14 protein-coding genes are annotated in these 18,610 nt (G+C 61.0%); 7 read left to right on the top strand and 7 right to left on the bottom strand.

The window, feature by feature from the left end; all coding sequences use genetic code 11:
- Positions 1-83: 83 nt before the first annotated feature.
- The 3 genes from LC298_RS06775 to LC298_RS06765 all read left to right on the top strand — a co-directional run bounded on the left by LC298_RS06775 (position 84) and on the right by LC298_RS06765 (position 5,837).
- Positions 84-2,396, top strand: a complete 2,313-nt coding sequence (locus tag LC298_RS06775) for a xanthine dehydrogenase family protein molybdopterin-binding subunit (protein ID WP_131567878.1) — start codon at positions 84-86, stop codon at positions 2,394-2,396.
- 382 nt (positions 2,397-2,778) lie between these two features.
- Entirely contained in the window at positions 2,779-5,391 is a 2,613-nt protein-coding gene (locus LC298_RS06770; RefSeq protein WP_158284744.1) for a sensor domain-containing phosphodiesterase, read from the top strand.
- 8 nt (positions 5,392-5,399) lie between these two features.
- Positions 5,400-5,837, top strand: coding sequence for a YqaA family protein (locus tag LC298_RS06765; protein WP_131567883.1), 438 nt, complete (start codon positions 5,400-5,402; stop codon positions 5,835-5,837).
- Between the two features lie 137 nt (positions 5,838-5,974).
- Here LC298_RS06765 and LC298_RS06760 read toward each other — a convergent pair whose 3' ends face one another.
- Positions 5,975-7,531 carry a globin-coupled sensor protein gene (locus LC298_RS06760; protein WP_131567885.1) on the bottom strand — a complete coding sequence of 519 codons (1,557 nt, stop codon included), beginning with the start codon at positions 7,529-7,531 and terminating at the stop codon, positions 5,975-5,977.
- A 227-nt stretch (positions 7,532-7,758) separates the two neighbouring features.
- Here LC298_RS06760 and LC298_RS06755 point away from each other — a divergent pair, with 227 nt between their 5' ends.
- Both LC298_RS06755 and LC298_RS06750 read left to right on the top strand, forming a co-directional pair.
- On the top strand, positions 7,759-9,240 hold the full coding sequence (locus LC298_RS06755; protein WP_223385570.1) for an amidase: 1,482 nt from the start codon (positions 7,759-7,761) through the stop codon (positions 9,238-9,240).
- 45 nt (positions 9,241-9,285) lie between these two features.
- The gene (locus LC298_RS06750; protein ID WP_131567887.1) at positions 9,286-10,242 is read left to right on the top strand and encodes a DMT family transporter; all 957 of its coding nucleotides are present in this window, start codon (positions 9,286-9,288) and stop codon (positions 10,240-10,242) included.
- A gap of 3 nt (positions 10,243-10,245) precedes the next feature.
- Here the strand turns inward: LC298_RS06750 and LC298_RS06745 are convergent, their stop codons facing one another.
- The 3 genes from LC298_RS06745 to LC298_RS06735 all read right to left on the bottom strand — a co-directional run bounded on the left by LC298_RS06745 (position 10,246) and on the right by LC298_RS06735 (position 13,102).
- A complete protein-coding gene (locus tag LC298_RS06745; protein WP_131567888.1) occupies positions 10,246-11,481 on the bottom strand; it encodes an MFS transporter in 1,236 nt (411 codons plus the stop codon).
- Between the two features lie 102 nt (positions 11,482-11,583).
- The gene (locus tag LC298_RS06740; protein WP_158284745.1) at positions 11,584-12,441 is read right to left on the bottom strand and encodes a uracil-DNA glycosylase; all 858 of its coding nucleotides are present in this window, start codon (positions 12,439-12,441) and stop codon (positions 11,584-11,586) included.
- Positions 12,442-12,487: 46 nt separating this feature from the next.
- Positions 12,488-13,102, bottom strand: a complete 615-nt coding sequence (locus LC298_RS06735; RefSeq protein ID WP_131567893.1) for a hypothetical protein — start codon at positions 13,100-13,102, stop codon at positions 12,488-12,490.
- Between the two features lie 217 nt (positions 13,103-13,319).
- Between LC298_RS06735 and LC298_RS06730 the strand changes: the two genes are divergently transcribed.
- On the top strand, positions 13,320-15,014 hold the full coding sequence (locus LC298_RS06730) for an electron transfer flavoprotein-ubiquinone oxidoreductase (protein WP_131568781.1): 1,695 nt from the start codon (positions 13,320-13,322) through the stop codon (positions 15,012-15,014).
- Here LC298_RS06730 and LC298_RS06725 read toward each other — a convergent pair.
- Both LC298_RS06725 and LC298_RS06720 read right to left on the bottom strand, forming a co-directional pair.
- Entirely contained in the window at positions 14,999-16,444 is a 1,446-nt protein-coding gene (locus tag LC298_RS06725) for a sensor histidine kinase (RefSeq protein ID WP_131567895.1), read from the bottom strand. The genes LC298_RS06730 and LC298_RS06725 overlap by 16 nt on opposite strands.
- Before the next feature lie 171 nt (positions 16,445-16,615).
- The gene (locus LC298_RS06720) at positions 16,616-17,506 is read right to left on the bottom strand and encodes an NAD-dependent epimerase/dehydratase family protein (RefSeq protein WP_131567896.1); all 891 of its coding nucleotides are present in this window, start codon (positions 17,504-17,506) and stop codon (positions 16,616-16,618) included.
- 153 nt (positions 17,507-17,659) lie between these two features.
- Here LC298_RS06720 and LC298_RS06715 point away from each other — a divergent pair, with 153 nt between their 5' ends.
- Complete coding sequence (locus LC298_RS06715; protein ID WP_131567898.1) at positions 17,660-18,151, top strand: CreA family protein; 492 nt, start codon at positions 17,660-17,662, stop codon at positions 18,149-18,151.
- 27 nt (positions 18,152-18,178) lie between these two features.
- On the opposite strand, the gene LC298_RS06710 is transcribed toward LC298_RS06715, so the two are convergent.
- Complete coding sequence (locus tag LC298_RS06710) at positions 18,179-18,415, bottom strand: hypothetical protein (RefSeq protein WP_131567900.1); 237 nt, start codon at positions 18,413-18,415, stop codon at positions 18,179-18,181.
- Between the last annotated feature and the right edge of the window lie 195 nt (positions 18,416-18,610).

The following is an 18,610-nucleotide window of genomic DNA, read 5'->3' as shown; positions in this document are numbered from 1 at the left end:
CGTCGCATATGTTCGCAAACTTGATGGCCCACGCCTGCATTTGCTTTCGGGTCGGCATGACGGATCAAGGGAATGAAATCAAGATGAATGTCGCTCCACCCCGTTTCGGGTCGAAATCGCTCGTCGGATCGCCGCTTCGGAGAAAGGAGGATGACGCCTTCGTCCGAGGCGCCGGCTGCTACACCGGGGACATCGCGAAGGAGAACATGCTCCATGCAGTTGTCGTCCGTTCGCCCATGGCGAGCGGCTCGTTCGTGATCGACTCGCTCGACGAAGCGCTCGCCGCCTCCGGCGTGAAACTGATCCTGACCGCGGAGGACGTGGCCCATATGAGCGATCTCCCGGCAATGGGCATGCGAAAGGGGCCGGACGGCATAAAGGCGCCGTATCGCAACATTCCCGTGCTTTGTCGCGACAAGGTCCGTTATGTTGGCGATGCGATCGCTTTCGTCGTCGCGGAAACCGTTGAACAGGCCCGCGATGCCGCCGAACTGCTGGAGATCAGTTTCGAAGGCGCCGAGGCTGTCATCGACACCGGGGAGGCGCTTGCCGACGGCGCGCCGCCCGTGTGGCCGGACGCTGACAGCAACCGGGCCTATGTCAACACCCTTGGCGATGCTGACGCGACGGCCGAGGCGTTCAAGAACGCCCACCATGTCACGGTTATCGATTTTGTCCAGAACCGCCTCGTTTCCAATTACATGGAGACGCGTGCCGCCATCGGTGATTGGGACGGGGAAAGAAACCGTTACACGCTGACGGTCGGTTCGCAGGGGGTTCACGGCACCCGCGACATCGTCAGCCGCATTCTCGGCGACGACGCGGAACTGCGCGTCATCACGCCGGATGTGGGCGGCGGTTTTGGACCGAAGGGGTTCGTATACCGCGAATACCCGCTCGTGCTGGAAGCCGCGAAGCGGCTGGGGCGGCCCGTTCGGTGGGTCGGTGATCGAACGGAGCACTTTCTGACCGATGCGCATGGGCGCGACAATGTCGTTCACGCGGAAATGGCGATGGATGGCGAGGGCCGGTTCCTGGGATTGAGGATCGATCTGACGGCAGCAATGGGCGCCTATACGCACCAGTTCGGCGTCGCCATTCCGTGGTTCGGCGTGACGATGTCGACCGGCGTCTACGATATTCCGGCGCTCGATTTTACCCTCACCGGCGTATTCACGCACACATGCCCGGTCGACGCTTATCGGGGCGCCGGACGCCCCGAAGCGGCGTTCCTGATCGAGACCTTGGTCGACGCGTGCGCGCGGGACATGCAGCTTGCCCCGGACGAGATACGCCGGCGGAATTTCATCCGGCCGGACCAAATGCCGTATCGCACCCCGGGCGGGCGACTCTACGATGTCGGCGAGTTCGCCGGCCACATGGACCGCGCCATGGAAAACGCCGACTGGGCAGGGTTCCCGGCGCGCCTCGAAACCTCGAAGGCCCGCGGAAGGGTCCGGGGCATAGGAATGGCCTCGTATATCGAGGCTTGCGCCTTTGCCGGTTCGGAGCCCGCATTCGTCGCTCTTCAGGATGACGGAACGGTAACGGTGGATATCGGCACGCAGTCGAACGGTCAGGGTCATGCGACGGCCTACGCGCAGTTCGTCGCCGAGACGATCGGTCTCGATATTAACGCGGTCGAAGTCATTCAGGGCGACACCGACCGCATCGCGAAAGGTGGCGGAACGGGCGGGTCGCGTTCCATTCCGCTCGGTGGTGTATCGGCGTATCGCGCCGGCGAGGCGCTGGCGACCAAGATCCGCAAGATCGCGTCCGAAGAGCTGGAAGCCTCTCCAGACGATATTGAACTCTCCGGCGGACAAGCCGTTGTCGCCGGGACAGACAAGGCGATCTCGCTTGCCGACATCGCCAAAGCGGCAACCGACCCGGCTGACCTCAAGGCAGAGGCGGAGTTCAAGCAGGACGAGGCCACATATCCGAACGGAACGCATATCTGCGAGGTCGAGATCGATCCGGCCACGGGCATCGCCGAAGTAGTCCGGTACACGATTGTCGATGATTTCGGCATGACCGTGAACCCGATGCTTCTGGCGGGTCAGGTTCATGGGGGTGTTGTGCAGGGCATCGGACAGGCGCTGCTGGAGCAAACTGTCTATGATGAAACCGGACAACTGCTCACGGCCAGCTTCATGGACTACGCTCTGCCACGCGCCGGCGATGTACCGAACTTCTCTTTCGAAACGCGCAACGTTCCCTCAATCACCAATGCGCTGGGCATCAAGGGTGCCGGGGAGGCCGGCACGATTGGAGCTGCTCCGGCCGCGATGAACGCAGTCACAGACGCGCTGTACCGCGCCTATGGGGTGACCCATATCAACATGCCAGCGACCCCGGCCGCCGTGTGGGAGGCGATCCGGCGAGCAAGGGAGTGAGGGGTATTCTGTCGGCACGCCTGCAGGATGGGCAGTACCGCATTTTTGGCACGCCGCTAGCGCCCGCCGATTGGAGAGCGGCCCGCCCGCCCGATAACGTATTCGTGAACAAAATATACAGAAAAACACCCCAAATTTTAGCCATAGCTGGTCACCAGCCTGAAGCACACGCCTTCCCTAGGGGCGATAAGGAAGTTTACCCAGTTCTGCCGTACGTAAGGCGGCGCGGCCGCCCCATTCGGCGCGAACTTTGGCGCTCGTTCACTGACCCTTAACCATAAATTCCAGTGTTTTATTAAAGGTCGACTGTTCCTGTACCGGGTGGAAACGCCTGGAGCCATTTTGGCACGCCGAGGCAAGGCATGGCATGATGGAGAGTAAGGTGAATTATCCTCTACCGTTCAATGAACAGGCGCGACTGAATGCCCTGCGTGAACTCAGAATCTTCCGATCGGAGCGTACGCCGGAATTTAACGCCATCGTCGAGCTGGCCGCAGGGGTATTCGATTGTCCGGTAGCACTGATCTCGCTCGTCGGCGAGGACGAGCAGTGGTTCAAGGCCAAGTGCGGTTTGGCCGCGGACGGCACTTCGCGGGGTGTCGCGTTTTGCGCCCATGCTCTGATGGGAAAGGATATCCTTGTCGTCGAAGATGCGCGAAAGGATCCGCGCTTCCTTGATAATCCGCTTGTGACCGGCGAACCGCACATTCGCTTTTATGCAGGATGCCCAATCTCGGTCGACGGTGAACATGTTCTCGGCACGCTGTGCGTTATCGACAGCGAACCGCGGATGACCACCGCCTATGAGCGCTCCCAACTCAAGCGGCTGGCGACCGCCGTGGAGGGACTGATCCGCGCGCATGACAGCAGCAGGCGCACCAGGGAACTGGCCGAAGCAGCGGAGATCCGCGACGCGCAAATCCGGCGTCAATGGAAGCTGTTAGAGCAGGTGACCCGCGTGTCCGGCGTGGGCGGATGGGAACTCGAATTTCCCGATAACAAGCTGACATGGACCGACCAGACGAAGAGGCTCCATGAGGTTCCAGCGGATTATGAACCGCAGCTTGATACGGCCATCGAATTCTACGCGCCGGAAGCCCGACCGATCATTCAGACTGCTGTGGAAAAGGGTACAGAGTCCGGCAGGGGGTGGGACGTCGAATTGCCGTTCATTACGGCGACGGGACGCCACACCTGGGTGCGCGCGGTCGGGGCGCCGGTATATGATGGCGGACAACTGACAGGTCTCGTCGGCGCATTTCAGGATATTTCGGAACGGAAGGAATCCGAGCTTCGACTCCGGGAATCCGAGCGGCTTGCACGCCTCCATTATGAAGAACTGGACGTGACGCTTTCCAATATGACTCAAGGGGTTAGCGTCTTCGACAGCAATGCCCGGCTGACGGTCTGGAACCGACAGTACATCGATATCTTCGAGAAGCCCGACGGTGAAATCGAGAAGGGGGTCTCATTCCATCGCGTCATCGAGTCCGAGAAGGAGCGCGGAGATTTCGAGGGCGACGTCGACGAGATGGTCAGCGGTTTGATCCAGAAGATGCGCGATGGGGAAACGCAGGTTTCCCAACTGCGACTGAGATCCGGGCGTATCGTTTCGTCTGTACATGCCCCCATGCCGGGCGGCGGTTGGGTCGGGACTCATGCCGACATAACGGCGCAGGTGGAGGCGGCCGAGCGCATCCAGCATGCTGCCCTGCACGACACCTTGACCGGGCTCGCGAACCGCTCCCTCTTCAACCTTGAGATCGAGCGCACCATTGAGAACGTGCGGTCGGGCCGCCAGCAAATGGCGCTGATGCTGCTCGATCTGGACAGGTTCAAGCAGGTCAATGACTTGCTCGGGCATCCAGTGGGCGATGCGCTGCTGGTCCAGGTCGCCGAGCGTCTTCGGTTTTGCGTCCGGCCCTCCGATCTCGTTGCCCGGCTTGGCGGTGACGAGTTCGCCGTCATCTTCCGCGATCGCAACATTTCGAAGGACAACCTTGCGAAGATAGCCGGCAGGATCGTTCGCGACATTTCACGTCCGTTTAAGATTAACGGGCATACCACCGAGATCGGCGCGAGCATCGGTATTACAATTGCTTCTCCGACGGATTGCGATGCCGAAACGCTTCTGGCCCAAGCGGACAGCGCCTTGTACAAGGTGAAACAAAACGGCCGCAGCGATTATCGGTTCTTCGACACGGCCATTGCTGAGGAAATGGCACGTCGCCGCGAAAGAGCTGCGGCGATGCGGGCGGCAATTGAGCAGAAAGCTCTCGACCTCGTCTATCGACCGATCATGAAACTGCGCGATCGCAGCTTCTCGGGCGCGGAAGTTTCGGTTCGTTGGAGAGACTCCACGTATAGCGACCTGACGCCCGCCGAAATTGTTCGCGCCGCAGAGGAGATTGGCGCGACGACGGAACTGGGCGGCATGATCATCGAGAGGGCAATCTCGGACGCTTGCGCATGGGAATGGGACAAGGCGCTATGCATCAACGTTTCAATGCGGCAGCTTGGGCAGGGTGACTTGCTGAAACAGGTCAGATCCGCCTTGGAGAGATACCGGTTCGAAGGCCGGCGGCTGGAACTCGCCATTTGTGGCCAGGTTCTGACGCGCGACGATGCAGCTTCGTTCGACGAACTGCATGCCCTCAGGAAACTGGGAGTGCGGATCATCTTGCGCGGCTTTGGCACGGGCGACGCCGCGTTCAATAATCTGTGTCGCTTCCCGTTCGACGGCGTGAAGATTGATGCGTGTCTGGCGCAACGCCTTGACGAGGATCCGCAATCTTCCTCGATTATGTGCGCAATCGCCGGTCTGGCCAAGGACTTGGGTATCGAAGCCACCGCGGATGGTATCGAGGGAGAAATGCAGATGGCGATGCTCACGGCGGCCGGCTGCGTACACGGCCAGGGGGAGCACATCGGGACCTCAGTGACCGCGGACGAACTCTTCAGTGGCGGCCGCACCCTGGTGGCCAATTCAGCCTGAGCGGGCCGTTGACCGACCTAGGCGTCTATCTGGCCCTTTTCGGAAGCGCTTTCGCGGCCGCCACGGTGTTGCCCGGACTTTCGGAGTTGGGCCTCGCCGGGCTGATCGGCACGGGTGCCTACCCGGTATTCTGGCTGGTCGCAATCGCCAGCATCGCGAATACAGCGGGATCGGTGGTGAACTGGCTGTTGGGGCGCGGCGTTGAACAGTTCCGCCACCGGCGGTGGTTTCCGGCAAGTCCGGCCCAGATGGAACGCGCATCACAATGGTATCACCGGTTCGGGCGGTGGTCGCTTCTGCTAAGCTGGATGCCTGTGATCGGCGATCCCTTGACGGTGATCGCCGGGGTCCTGCGCGAGCCGCTCCCCAGTTTTTTGGCGCTCGTCGCGATCGCAAAGACTACCCGCTACATGGTCGTGGCAGCGATAACACTGCAGCTAGTCTAGCGGACGGAATCCTGAGGAGGCCGATTGCCGAAGCGCTGAGCCTCGCCTGGTTCATAGTCTGCCAAAATGCGGCGATCAGAAATGTCCATTCCTCCGCAGCCAATGCCGTACTCCCCGTGCGACACTGGCTAGGTGTTCTAGGCGGCGTCGCGAGCCGAGGCGCTGTCAGTCCCTTTCCCGGATACGTGCGCGACGGCGGCTGGCGAAGCCGAGCCTTGGGACCCGGCAACAAATTGGCGCAGCATTTCATTGATCGTCCTTACCTCATCGCTGAGCGAGTGGCTGCTCGCGGTCAGTTGCTCCGCCATTGCCGCGTTCTGTTGCGTGCCCTCGTCGATTGAGGAAACCGAGCTGTTTATCCCCGCGAGGCCGCCAGACTGTTCACGCGCGGCCTCGACGATCGACGAAACGTTCTGGTCGATCTCCGACACTTCCATGACAATCGACTCGAGGGCTTCGCCGGTCTCATTGACAAGCGAGACGCCGCTTTTCACTTCTTCACCGGAAGATGTGATCAGGTCCTTGATTTCCTTTGCAGCTCCGGCCGACCGCTGTGCCAGTTCCCGCACCTCCTGCGCGACCACGGCAAAGCCCTTGCCGGCCTCGCCCGCGCGCGCTGCTTCTACGCCCGCATTGAGAGCCAGCAAGTTGGTCTGAAACGCTATGTCATCGATGACGGTGATGATCTTGGCGATTTCATCGGAGGATTTGTTGATGCGGTCCATGGCTTCCACCGCCCTGCGAACAACTTCGCCGGACTGTTCCGCATTAGCCCTGGTGCGTCGCACGAGTTTGCCCGACTCTTCGGCGCGTTCCGAGGAGGATTTTACGGTCGCCGTGATCTGCTCTACGGCCGCGGCGGTTTCCTCGACCGACGCGGCCTGCCGTTCGGCACGCCTCGCCATGTCATCGGCGGCAGACCTGATTTCCTCTGAGCCGCTCAAAATCTGCTCGGCCGAGTCGCCGATGTTCCGGATCGTCTCGGCGAGAGCGGCAAGCGCCTCGTTGAAGTCCATTCGCAGCCCGTCATAGGCTTCGGGCATGTCGTCGGCCAAACGGTAGGTCAGATCTTTCTCGGCCAGGTGACGGATCGCCTTCCCAAAGCTCTCGACAATATCTTTTTGCGCCTTCAGCGCGTCTTCACTTATCCGCTGTCTGGCCGCTTCGGCTTCGTCGATATAGACCGAGATAGAAAGATCCATGTCGAGCATTATCGCCTTAAGAAGAATCGACAGCGCCTCGGAAAACTCTTCCGGGCCCGGATTTCCCTTTGTGAAGAAACCGGTCTTTGGCCAATATGAAGTGGCCGCTGCCTTGACGAGATGTTCGATTATGACGCCGTACCCGCCGATATACCATCGAGGTTCCAGTCCAACGCGAGCATGAACTTTTCCGATTTTCCGAACTCTATCAGCGTAATCTTCATCGAACTTCCCGCTTGCAATCGCGGCCCAGTGTCCGAGCTGCGCATTTTTGGCGCCGGCCATGTGTTCATCGTCGCGAAAGAACCTGTTGGTCTCGGGCGTCTTTTTCACGAGGCCGTAGAATTTATCGAGCGCGCTGGGGAGCTCTTTTTCGATGAGCGGCCGAAGGCTGGAAAGTTTTTTCCGGCTCTTCTGATCCAATCCCAAGAACGAAAGTCTGCCGTCGATATCCTCGCCGGCTGCTTTGATCTTGGCTGGCGTCTGTTCCATGATGCTTGCTCCACACTATCAAGAGAAGTTACTCCGCGCACCATCCGTACAGGGAGAATAGGGGGTGGGCATCATGCCCCCTGCGCACCAAAGGAATGCGCAATTGCCGGGTCATCGCATGTACGCAAGAATTTAGGAAAATTGTTAATCAGTAATTTACTCGAGGCTTGTTCTGGCAGACCATTTTGTCGCAGCCTTTCGTCTAAGAGGGGGTAAGGTTGGGAGACGTGGAAAATATTGTCTGGGCCAGCGACGCGACGGGCCTGGCAGCGCACATCAGGAAAGGTGATGTTTCGCCAGCCGAAGTGATGGAAGCGGCAATCGCCCGCGCCGAGGCGGTCAATCCTTACATCAATGCCATTGCGGAGCATCTTTACGACAGCGCTCGCGCTGCCGCGAAGAAGGTGCATCGGGCGGCACCCTTCGCTGGTGTGCCGATGGCGATCAAGGATCTCGGAATTTCTATCAACGGTGTGCCGATCCATTGGGGCAGCCGCGTCAGACCGAACATTTCAACTGAGGATTCGACGCTGGTAGAGCGGTTCCGGGCGGCCGGATTCGTCCCGCTCGCGACCTCGACAACGTCCGAATTCGGTCTGCGACTGGTGACCGAGACAGAACGTTTCGGAGTTACCCGGAACCCGTGGAATACCGGCCACGTAACCGGCGGTTCTTCCGGCGGGTCCGCGGCGCTCGTGGCGGCGGGGGTCGTGCCGGTCGCGCACGCTTCCGACGGTGGCGGCTCGATCCGGGTGCCGGCTGCGTGTTGCGGTCTGGTCGGGATGAAGCCGAGCCGTGGGCGCGTACCCTTCACACCGGATTTTCTCGAGGGCTGGTTCGGCCTGTTAGCACAGCATGTCGTCACCCGTTCCGTGCGCGACTCGGCCGCTATCCTTGACCTCGCCAGCGCTCCCGACCCTTACTCCCCGTATCAGGCCAGCCAGCCGGCTGGAACATTTTCCGAGGCCGCACACAGGCGTCCGAAAGGGCTTCGCATCGGCATCTACGGCACTTCGCCCCTCGGTCTTGCCGTGTCCGACGAGACGCAAACGGCATTGGAGAGGGCTGCCGATCTCGCAAGAGAGGCAGGGCACCGCGTCGAGGAAATCGATCTGCCGGTCACACGCGATTTCTTCGCCGATTTCGCGCGGATCGTCGCCGTTTCGTTTGCCGGGCAAATGCGGATGGAGGGTGTTCGTCTTCGCGGAGCCGGAACACTGGGACGAATTGCGCGAGTCCTGCGCAGATATGGCGAGTTGACCGGGGGCGGCGAATTCTCCGCCTCGGTCCTGCGCATGCAGGAAGTGACCCATGGAATTCTTACGCAGACGGCGGCCTTCGATGCCGTGCTGATGCCGGTGATCGCACATCCGCCCCTGCCGTGCGGCGGTCTCGATCCGCGCGGGCTTGATCTGCTCAGCGAGCAGTTGCTCGATGCACTCCACCTGACGCCGGCGCTTCGCCTTTCGCCGCTCATCGACAAGCTCATCGATCAGAGCCTGTGGTTCACTCACTGGCCGGCCATCCAGAACGTCACAGGTCAGCCGGCGATCGCGCTGCCGGTCCATGTCACGGGGGAGGGACTGCCTCTCGGCATTCAGGCGGTCGGCCGCATGGGTGACGAGGAGACGCTCTTTTCGCTCGCTGCGCAGCTGGAGGCACAGGTCGGTTGGCGCGACAGACGGGCACCGCTCCTTGAACCGCAATAACTGACACTATCCATACGCGCGCAACAGCGCTACGCACGGGCGGCGATGTCATCCACCAGTCTTCTCGAAGCCTCGGAAAAAAATCCTCTTCTCGGCATAGGCCTGAAAGTCGGGTCGGTCTGTGCCTTCATGGGAATGGCGACAGCAATCAAATATGCCGGCCAGTTGCCGGCGGGGCAGATCGTTTTCTTCCGCTCCTTTTTCGCCATGCTGCCGATATGCGCCTATCTGCTCGCCACAAGGCAGTTCCTCGGCGCGTGGAAGACGGATCGACCGATGGGGCATGTCATGAGGGGCATGGTCGGCGTTACCGCGATGACGCTCGGTTTCTATGGTCTCACCCGGCTGCCGCTGCCAGACGCGATCGCCATCGGATATGCAAGGCCGCTCGTGACCGTCATATTGGGTGCGGTGCTCCTGGGCGAAGTGGTGCGCCGTTATCGCTGGGGCGCCGTTATCGTCGGCCTGTTGGGGGTGCTGGTGATTTCATGGCCCAAGCTGCAGTTGTTTCGCGGTGGTGGCGATTTTGGCGGAAGCGAGGCGCTCGGCGTCGCCGCGACATTTGCGTCGGCGTGCATCGCGGGCCTTGCCATGGTCCTGGTGCGGCGTCTGCTGGACACCGAACGCACTCCGACCATCGTGCTCTACTTCTCGGTCACGGCCTCCCTGCTCGCGCTCGCAACAGTCCCGTTCGGCTGGCAGGCACTGGACCGGGTCCAGACGATCGCGTTGGTATTGTCAGGCTTTTGTGGCGGACTTGGCCAGATCCTGCTGACCCAAAGCTATCGCTACGCCGATACGTCGACGATAGCTCCGTTCGAGTACACGTCCGTCATTCTCGGCATCACCATCGGCTATTTCGTATTCGCGGAGGTTCCGGGTTGGGCCACGTTGACAGGCTCCGCGATCGTTACGGCGTCCGGAATCTTCATCATCATCCGCGAACATCGCCTCGGCCTCGAACGCGCGGCTTCGCGCCGAGCGATCACGCCGCAGGGATAAGCCTCAGTCATCCGCGCGCGGGTCGAGCTGGAGCGATTCCGGCGTCTGCGAGGGGGCATAGGGTGGGGCATAGGTGAAGTCCGTCATTTCCTCCTGCGGAACTGCCACACGCCGCGTCATGCGCCAGACAGTGTAGAGGCTGAACGCCAGATAGCAGAGCATGGTTGTGACGAAGAAACCGCTGGCGCCGATGGTGCTCATGACCGTGCCCGCCACGACCGGGCCAGCCATTGATCCGGCCCCGTAGACCACCAGCAGGCCGGATGAGACTTCGACGAATTCATCCGGAGAGGCGTGGTCGTTAGCGTAGGCGGTCACCAGCGAATATAGCGGCATGAGCACGCCGCCGAAAAGGAACATCAGGCCGAGAATGACCGCAAGCGTTGCCCCGGCGGCCGCAAACAGGATGGAAAGGAGCACTCCCGCCGAGGCCGTTGCGAGGATCACGTAGCGCCGGTCCATACGGTCGGAGAGACGCCCGAGTGGATACTGGAATACCATCCCGCCGACCATGGCAACGGCCATCAGCGTTGCGATCTGTGCTTCCGTCATGCCTGTCATTTGAAGGTAGACTGGCATCTGGAACGCGTAGGCCCCGAACGTGAATCCTGTCACCGCCACACCGACAAACGCCAGGGGAGAGTTGGTGAAAAGTTTCGGCAGGTCCAGCGAGACCTCAGTCAGAGGCTTAGGTGAAGACGCGTTGGAGAGCCCGGTTGGAATAACGGCGCTGGCGAACAGGAGCGCCGCAATCATGAAGAGAGCCGTGCCCCCCGGATCGCTGGTTATCAGCAAGAACTGTCCGGACATGAGGCCGACCATGTTGCAGACCATGTAGATCGAAAACATCTGGCCGCGCGCCTCGTTGCTTGTCTTCTCGTTCAGCCAGCTCTCGACGATCATGTAGGTTCCGGCCAGCGAAAATCCGGCGAGACCGCGGAAGACCATCCACGCATAGGGGTTCACGAAAAGCCCGTGCAGCAAAGCGGAAATCGCCAGAAGCGACGCCAGCACGGCATAGACACGGACATGGCCGACCCGGAGCACCAGTCGAGGCACAACGAGACAGCCAGCGCTGAAGCAGAGCGCGTAGCCGAATCCGATCCAGCCGATGACGAACGGACTCCAACCCTCGATAGCGGCGCGAATGGGGAGCAGGACTCCGGAGAGACCGTTGCCGGCCAGCAGCAGGAACGTAGACGCGAGGAGACCCAGGACGGGAAGAACGAGTTGAACCACGTGCAAACTCCCGGACGGCTCGTTTCGAGTGGGCTAAGGCGTAACGCGGATATGCGGTCGACGCATCGAAAGCGGGCGACCATTTATGCCGCAAATGCGCCGTCAGACGCCGCTCCCGGTTTCTGCCAGCCTGTCTCGGATCATCTGCAGGTCAGCCCAGGCAAAGCGCTTTTGGGCGGGTTGTTCCAGCAGGTAGCGCGGCTGAAGTGTCGCGATCACGGGGGCCTCGAAACCGTTCCGGGTTCTCAATATTTTCCATTTGCCGCGAACCTGCAGGATGTTGCCCGTGCGCTCCAGAAATATTCGCGCCGCGCCATTCCCGAGCAGAACGACCAATTCAGGATTGGCGAGTTCGATCTGACGTTCCGCGAAGGGTTTGCAGATAGACGCCTGAAGCGGCGACGGCGCGCCGTTGCCGGGCACGCGCCACGGGACCGCGAAACCAAGATAGCAATCGTCCCGTGTGAGTCCTATTGCGGCGAGCATGCGGTCAAACAGCGCCCCCTCGGGGCCAGTGATGGCTTCGCCATTGGTATCGTCGTCTCGGCCAGGTGCGTCCGAAATCATCATCAGGCGCGCTCCGCGCATTCCTCCCTCGAAAACCGTCGAACGCGCGGTCATTTTCAGATTGCAGCCTTCGAATGCCTCGACCGCCCCGCGCAGTTCATCGAGCGTTTCAGCGCCGGCCGCCGCTTTTTCGGCGAGGGCACTCGCTTCCGCGTCCGGAATCGCCGGAAGCCGCGTCAGGGTCGGCTGAAGGTCTCCGCCCGATCGCGCGTCATGAGCCGTTTGCGCCGCTTTTTCCCCGGGGTCCGCTTGTGCGGCCTCACGAGCCGGGGGCTCGACAGGCGTGAAACGGTCTACCGGTTCATCGGCCAGCGGGAAGTCGAGCCCGCTTTCCGCATAGAAGCGCAGCAGGTTCTCCAGCTCGCCCCGTGACGGACCGGTGGTGTTCTTCATCTTCATCCTTTCGCAGAGGATGGCCAAACCATCAAGCGCGACGGTGTCACGAGGCCGGAATGCGCGGATCGAACTTGATATAGAAGACGGATGTCGGCGTCAGGTCGGTGACCAGAAAGCGAAACCGGGCGCGGGCGCGGTGATCGAGTGCGCCTTGCTCGAAAAGAAGTCGGTCGAACGGCTCGAAATCCCGGCGGACATGCGCGAACGCGCTCGAGAACACGCGCATTTCTTCCTGCCTACGTTGATCGAATGAAAGGCCATCTCCGTAGACGCTCGGCTGCTCGTACTCTTCCTGCAATTCAAGTTCGAAACCGATCCAAGGGACGCCCGTATCGTTCATGATATCGAGGACGATGTGGACGGTGCCGGTGGAGAAGTAGCCGGTCTGGCCGAACGCATTGATTGGGCGCGTAGCGCGGATGATCATCGTAGCCGAAGTGTGGGTCCGCACAATTTTCGAGACGAGGACCGGGTCGGAGCGGGTCCCGACGCCGGAGACGGCAACGATGGAAAATCCCCCCAACTCGTCAGAGAACATATAGGGAGCGGGCCGGCTGAAGGTCTTGTCCGGAGCAATGTCGCTTTCTGTGCGCGCCCGGCCGGCAAGAAGGCATATCAGCGCGGTCGCAACAGCCATGCGGACGAGATGAGTCGCCATAAAAAATTCTAGCGCGAATCGGCTTGTTATGACAGCGCGCAGGTCTGGCATTCAGGACAGGGTCGATAACGTGCGGCGAAACGCGCGGCACAATATCCTTGCGAAGAGCAGGGCGTGGATTATGGTCGGCGCGAATTGGAGATATCAAGCGGCCTAAGGGAAACAGTCGGCCGCAACGGAGGTATGAATGAGTGACGGGAACGGTGCCGGTAATCCGATGAACGAACCGCGCGAAAGCATGGAGTTCGACGTGGTGATTGTTGGGGCAGGCCCGGCTGGCTTGGCGTCTGCGATCCGGTTGAAGCAGATCAACCCCGAAATTTCCGTCGTTGTCCTCGAAAAGGGCGCAGAGGTCGGCGCTCACATCCTCTCCGGCGCGGTTATCGATCCGGTCGGGGTCGATAAGCTCATTCCCGACTGGCGCGACGACGCTGATCACCCGTTCAAGACGGCCGTCACCGAGGACCGGTTCATGCTTTTCGGTCCGGGAGGATCGATTCGCTTGCCGAACTTCCTGATGCCTCCCCTAATGAACAATCACGGCAACTACATCGTATCGCTTGGCAATGTCTGTCGTTGGCTGGCCGCGCGCGCCGAGGGGCTGGGCGTCGAAATTTACCCCGGTTTCGCCGCCGCGGAGATTATCTACGACGAGAATGGCTCGGTGAAGGGGGTCGCCACGGGCGACATGGGCATCGAAAGGGACGGTACGCCGGGGCCAATGTTTGCCCGGGGCATGGAACTGCACGGCAAGTACACGCTGATCGGGGAGGGCGTTCGCGGTTCGCTAGCCAAAGATCTAATCGCGAAGTTCGGTCTCGATGCGAATAGCGACGCTCCGAAATTCGGACTGGGCATCAAGGAACTCTGGGAGGTCAAGCCGGAACACCATAAGCCCGGGCTCGTGCAGCACTCTTTCGGTTGGCCGCTCGACATGAAGACCGGCGGCGGATCGTTTCTGTATCACCTCGAGGACAACCAGGTTGCCGTCGGATTCGTGGTGCACCTGAACTACGAGAATCCGTATCTGTATCCGTTCGAGGAATTTCAGCGCTTCAAGACCCATCCGTCGGTTCGCGGCACGTTCGAGGGCGGCAAGCGACTGGCCTATGGCGCGCGCGCCATCACCGAGGGTGGCTGGCAGTCGGTGCCGAAGGTTTCCTTCCCAGGCGGCGCGCTGATCGGATGCTCCGCCGGATTTCTCAATGTCCCGCGCATCAAGGGTTCGCACAACGCAATGTTGTCCGGAATTCTGGCAGCGGAGAAGACGGCGGAGGCACTCGCCGCCGGAAGGTCGAAAGATAACGCGCTCGATGCTTATGAGAACGAGTGGCGCGACGGAGAGATTGGCAAGGATCTCAAGCGGGTGCGCAACGTCAAACCGCTCTGGTCGCGTTTTGGAACCGCGCTTGGAGTGGCCATCGGTGGCATCGATATGTGGATTAACCAGATCACGGGAGGCTGGTCGCCGCTTGGCACCCTGAAACACGGCAAGCCGGACTATGCAGCGACCGGTAAGGCGAAAAAATTCAAGCCGATTTCCTATCCCAAGCCTGACGGCAAGCTCACCTTCGACAGGCTTTCATCGGTGTTTCTGTCGAACACGAACCATGAGGAAAACCAGCCGGTCCATCTGAAGGTGAAAGACGAGGCCCTGCAGAAGACGTCCGAATATGCGGAATTTGCCGGATTGTCGGCGCGTTACTGCCCCGCCGGCGTCTATGAGTGGCTGGATTCGGACGGAAACTCCGTGCCGGCCGACGCCGAACGCAAGCCGGACGACAATGTCCGTTTCCAGATCAACGCGCAAAACTGTGTTCACTGCAAGACGTGTGACATCAAGGACCCGAACCAGAACATCAGGTGGACGGTACCGCAGGGCGGTGAAGGACCTGTTTATCCGAACATGTGATGCGCCGAGAGGTCGGTCGTTGCACCGTTCTCCAGCGTTGAAAGTTGAATGCTGCAAAGCAGCCCATCGGGCCGGTAATCCAGGTCGATGCGACCAAGCTGACTCGAGAGTCCTTTCTCGAGCAACCGGCTTCCGAATCCGGTTTTCGCCGGCGGCCTGACTTTCGGGCCGCCGCGCTCGCGCCAGTCGATGGTGATGGCGCCGTCGTGGCCCCCCCGCCAGGTAATTTCCACTTGGCCGCCGTCGCGCGATAGCGCGCCATACTTCACCGCATTGGTGCTCAGCTCGTGCAGGGTCATTGCAAGCGGTACGTTCATGGCTGACGGAAGCTGCAGGTCGGGACCGTCTAGCTTGAATGCGTCCGAGTTCCGGTCGTGGAACGGTTCGATGATCTTGGCAACCAGCATGCCGAGGTCGGAATGCGACCAGTTTCCGTGCACGAGAACATCGTTCGCGCTTGCCAACGCATGAATGCGCTCGCGGCACTTGCGAAGGATGTCCGGATCGACTTTTTCGTCGCGGAAGGTCTGGGAGACCACTGACTGGACCACAGCAAGCGTGTTCTTCATGCGGTGGTTAAGCTCGCCAAGTATGAGTTTCTGCTGCTCGGCTGTCCGTTTTTTGTCGTCGATATCGGCAAGAACGCCGATGACACGTGTGGGTGTGCCGTCGGGCTTTCGAATGATTTCTGCACGTAGCAGAAGCCAGCGCCTTTGTCCGTCCAGACGCACGCATTCGTATTCGATCTCGAACTCCGCCATGCCGTTGTCCATCGCGGCGCGACCGGCCTTTTGAACGCGTTCGCGTTCCCCGGGCGCATATCGCATACGAAGTTCGTCGAGAGTCGGTGTATATTCTTCGGGAAAGCCGAAGATCCGGTTCAGGTTCTTTGACTTGCTGACTTCGTCGGTGGCGAGATCAACTTCCCATACCGCCATTTTCGAGGCGTCGATGGCAAGGCGGAGACGCGTCTCGCTTTCCCGCAAGGCGTGTTCGGCTGCCTTGCGGTCTGTGATGTCCTGGACGGTTCCAACATAGCGGACCGCCTTCGAAATTCCGTTCTCCTCGGCGAAAATCGGCTCGCCGAAGGCGAGGACCCAGCGGACTTCCCCGGTGTTGGCGCGTCTGATCCGGTATTCATAAGGCGAACGCTCTCTGATCGCCGGGTCGAGCGACCGGCGAGCCAGCGCTCTCGTCCGGGTTGCGTCATCAGGATGGGTGGTGCCCCGAACGCGGTCGAGGGTTATCTCCTCGTTATCGCCAAACCCGAATATTTCCCGGGCGCGCGGGGTGTACTCCATTCGATCCGTGCGGAGGTCCCAATCCCAGATGCCGATTTGAGCGGCACGTAGCGCCAGGTCGAGGCGAAACTCGCTCTCGCTCCCGCCATATTGCGGCTGTGTGCTCTGATCGAATGCTGCCTGCGCCAAACGGATACCCTTCCTTCTCGCCGCGAAGCCCCAATGGCCGCGGATCGGTCGATGCCAGTGCAGATAATTCGGAAATTCGGCGTTCCGAAGGCTATTGATTGGTCAAGTCGCGAGAACTGTCCATTGGCATATCTTGCCGTGGCTGCCGCCGTTGCGCAGCGATTGTCAGCCCTACACGTATTTCCGCCAATCGTGCTGCTCAGTGAAACCGAGCACGTCCCTGATCTTCCTGTTCGAGAACAGCGCTTCGTTCTCGCCCATCTCGCGGGTGACCGGCACGCCCGGAAAAAAGCGTGCTGCGAGTTCCTCCGTCGGAATGTTCATCCCGTTGGTATCGTTTCCGGCGTTGAAGACCTGAAAGCCGAGGCCGTCCTCCTTGATACACAGGTCGACGATCTGGCCGAGATCGCGGGCGTCGATATAGCAGAACGCATTGCGCCGCCGCATTTCGGGATTGGCGAAGTACGTCGGGAAATTCTCCGCATACTCGTGCGGCTCGACCACGTTGCCGATCCTTAGCGCATAGATGTCGAACCCGGAGCGCCGCGCGAAAGCGCGCGCGGTCTTCTCGTTGACGACCTTCGACAGCCCGTAACTGTCCATCGGGTCGATGTCGTAGTCCTCCTCCAGGGGCAGGGATCTCGGGTCAGCCCGCCCATCGGCGAAGCAGATGCCGTAGGTCGTCTCCGACGACGCGATCACGATCTTGCGGATGCCGAGCTTCACCGCCGCCTCGATGACGTTGTAGGTGCCCATCGTGTTGACGCGGAACGTCTCGTTGTCGGGATGGATGAGGATGCGCGGCACGGCGGCGAAATGCACCACGGCGTCGAATGCGGGAACGCCGGTCCCGGGCTCCAACTCGTCGAAGTTGGCGTAGGACGTCATCACGTTGAACATCTGGCCGGAATCCGTGATGTCGGCTGTCAGGTTGTCGACATCCGGGTGGTCAAGCGGCGTCAGGTCGACATTGACGACACGGTGTCCGCGGTCGAGCAGGTAGGGAACGACGTGCCGCCCGGCCTTGCCGGAACCGCCTGTGAAGAGAATGCGTTTTTTCATGTCTGCGTCCCGTCCTCATGTTTCGGGTCTATCTAACAGGTGAGTCCGCATTCACAACGGCGTTCCGCGCCGGGTGCCGCCGCTGCGCGCCTTGCGCTTTCCTGCCGGGGAACCAAGATGAGGCTGAACGCTTACGTCTGCAGGAGATCCGCCATGCACCACGCCCTTCGCAAAACTGCCGCCGCCATTCTTGGAGTAACGATGCTCGCCGCCCCGGCGAGTGTCGCCGCCGAGGAGGTGGGCGAGGTCGGGGTCGACTGGCTCGGCAACGACATCAAGATCGAGGCCGTCGCCGACCCCGAGGTGAAGGGCGTGACCTGCCACGTCGCCTATTTCGATCGCGGCCTGATCGACCGTCTGCAGAAGGGCAACTGGTTCGAGGATCCGTCCAATTCCTCCATCGCCTGCCGCCAGACCGGGCCGATCGAGATCGGCGACATTGATCTCGACGAGGACGGCGAGGAGATTTTCAAGAGCGGCCGTTCGCTGATCTGGAAGAAGCTGGTGGTCAAGCGCATCTACGACCGCTCGAACAACACGCTGATCTACCTGTCGCATTCGCGCCAGGTGCAGGAGGGTTCGGCGAAGATGTCGATCTCAACCGTGCCGCTCTATGGCGAGGTCGAGCCGCCCGTCACCCGATAGCCGGACGGCGCCGGGCGGCACGACCGGTCAGATACCCAGAATAGCCCTGGCTTTCGCCAGTGTCTCGACCGAGTCCGCGTGACTTCCGGCCGCGTGCTGCTCTTCGCCGAGCGCGCGCAGTTCATTCACTTCGGCCATCTGTTCGTCGGTGAGGCTGGCGGTTCCGAGCGCGGCGTCGATCGCGGCCATGTCGCCCGGGCACTGCGCGGCGAGGGCTGGCGTCGCGAATGCAAGCGCTGCGGCCAGAGCAATGATCTTCTTCATCGATTTTCCTCCACACGTGTTGGTGCGGCAAGCCCGAACGGCGCCGCGCGATCAAGCGGGCGCTTCGATTTGGGCGGATTCGTGGCGGCGGGGTATCCCTCTCCTCAAGGGGGAGGGTCGGCGGTCTTTTCCCGCGCGTAGTGCGCCAGCCAGTTGCATTCGACGAGCACCTCGTCGATGTCGTGGACGTGGCGC

It is taken from the genome of Oricola cellulosilytica (assembly GCF_019966575.1).
GTDB classification, from domain to species: Bacteria; Pseudomonadota; Alphaproteobacteria; order Rhizobiales; family Rhizobiaceae; genus Oricola; species Oricola cellulosilytica.
The sequence above is the reverse complement of the archived record's forward strand: the minus strand, read 5'-3'. Positions and strand labels throughout refer to the sequence as shown.

Coding starts and splice junctions, on each gene's coding strand:
- LC298_RS06710 (WP_131567900.1), bottom strand. CDS start 18,415: ATGAAGAAGATCATTGCTCTGGCCGCAGCGCTTGCATTCGCGACGCCA.
- LC298_RS06735 (WP_131567893.1), bottom strand. CDS start 13,102: ATGGCGACTCATCTCGTCCGCATGGCTGTTGCGACCGCGCTGATATGC.
- LC298_RS06740 (WP_158284745.1), bottom strand. CDS start 12,441: ATGAAGAACACCACCGGTCCGTCACGGGGCGAGCTGGAGAACCTGCTG.
- LC298_RS06750 (WP_131567887.1), top strand. CDS start 9,286: ATGTCATCCACCAGTCTTCTCGAAGCCTCGGAAAAAAATCCTCTTCTC.
- LC298_RS06730 (WP_131568781.1), top strand. CDS start 13,320: ATGAACGAACCGCGCGAAAGCATGGAGTTCGACGTGGTGATTGTTGGG.
- LC298_RS06720 (WP_131567896.1), bottom strand. CDS start 17,506: ATGAAAAAACGCATTCTCTTCACAGGCGGTTCCGGCAAGGCCGGGCGG.
- LC298_RS06715 (WP_131567898.1), top strand. CDS start 17,660: ATGCACCACGCCCTTCGCAAAACTGCCGCCGCCATTCTTGGAGTAACG.
- LC298_RS06775 (WP_131567878.1), top strand. CDS start 84: ATGAATGTCGCTCCACCCCGTTTCGGGTCGAAATCGCTCGTCGGATCG.
- LC298_RS06760 (WP_131567885.1), bottom strand. CDS start 7,531: ATGGAACAGACGCCAGCCAAGATCAAAGCAGCCGGCGAGGATATCGAC.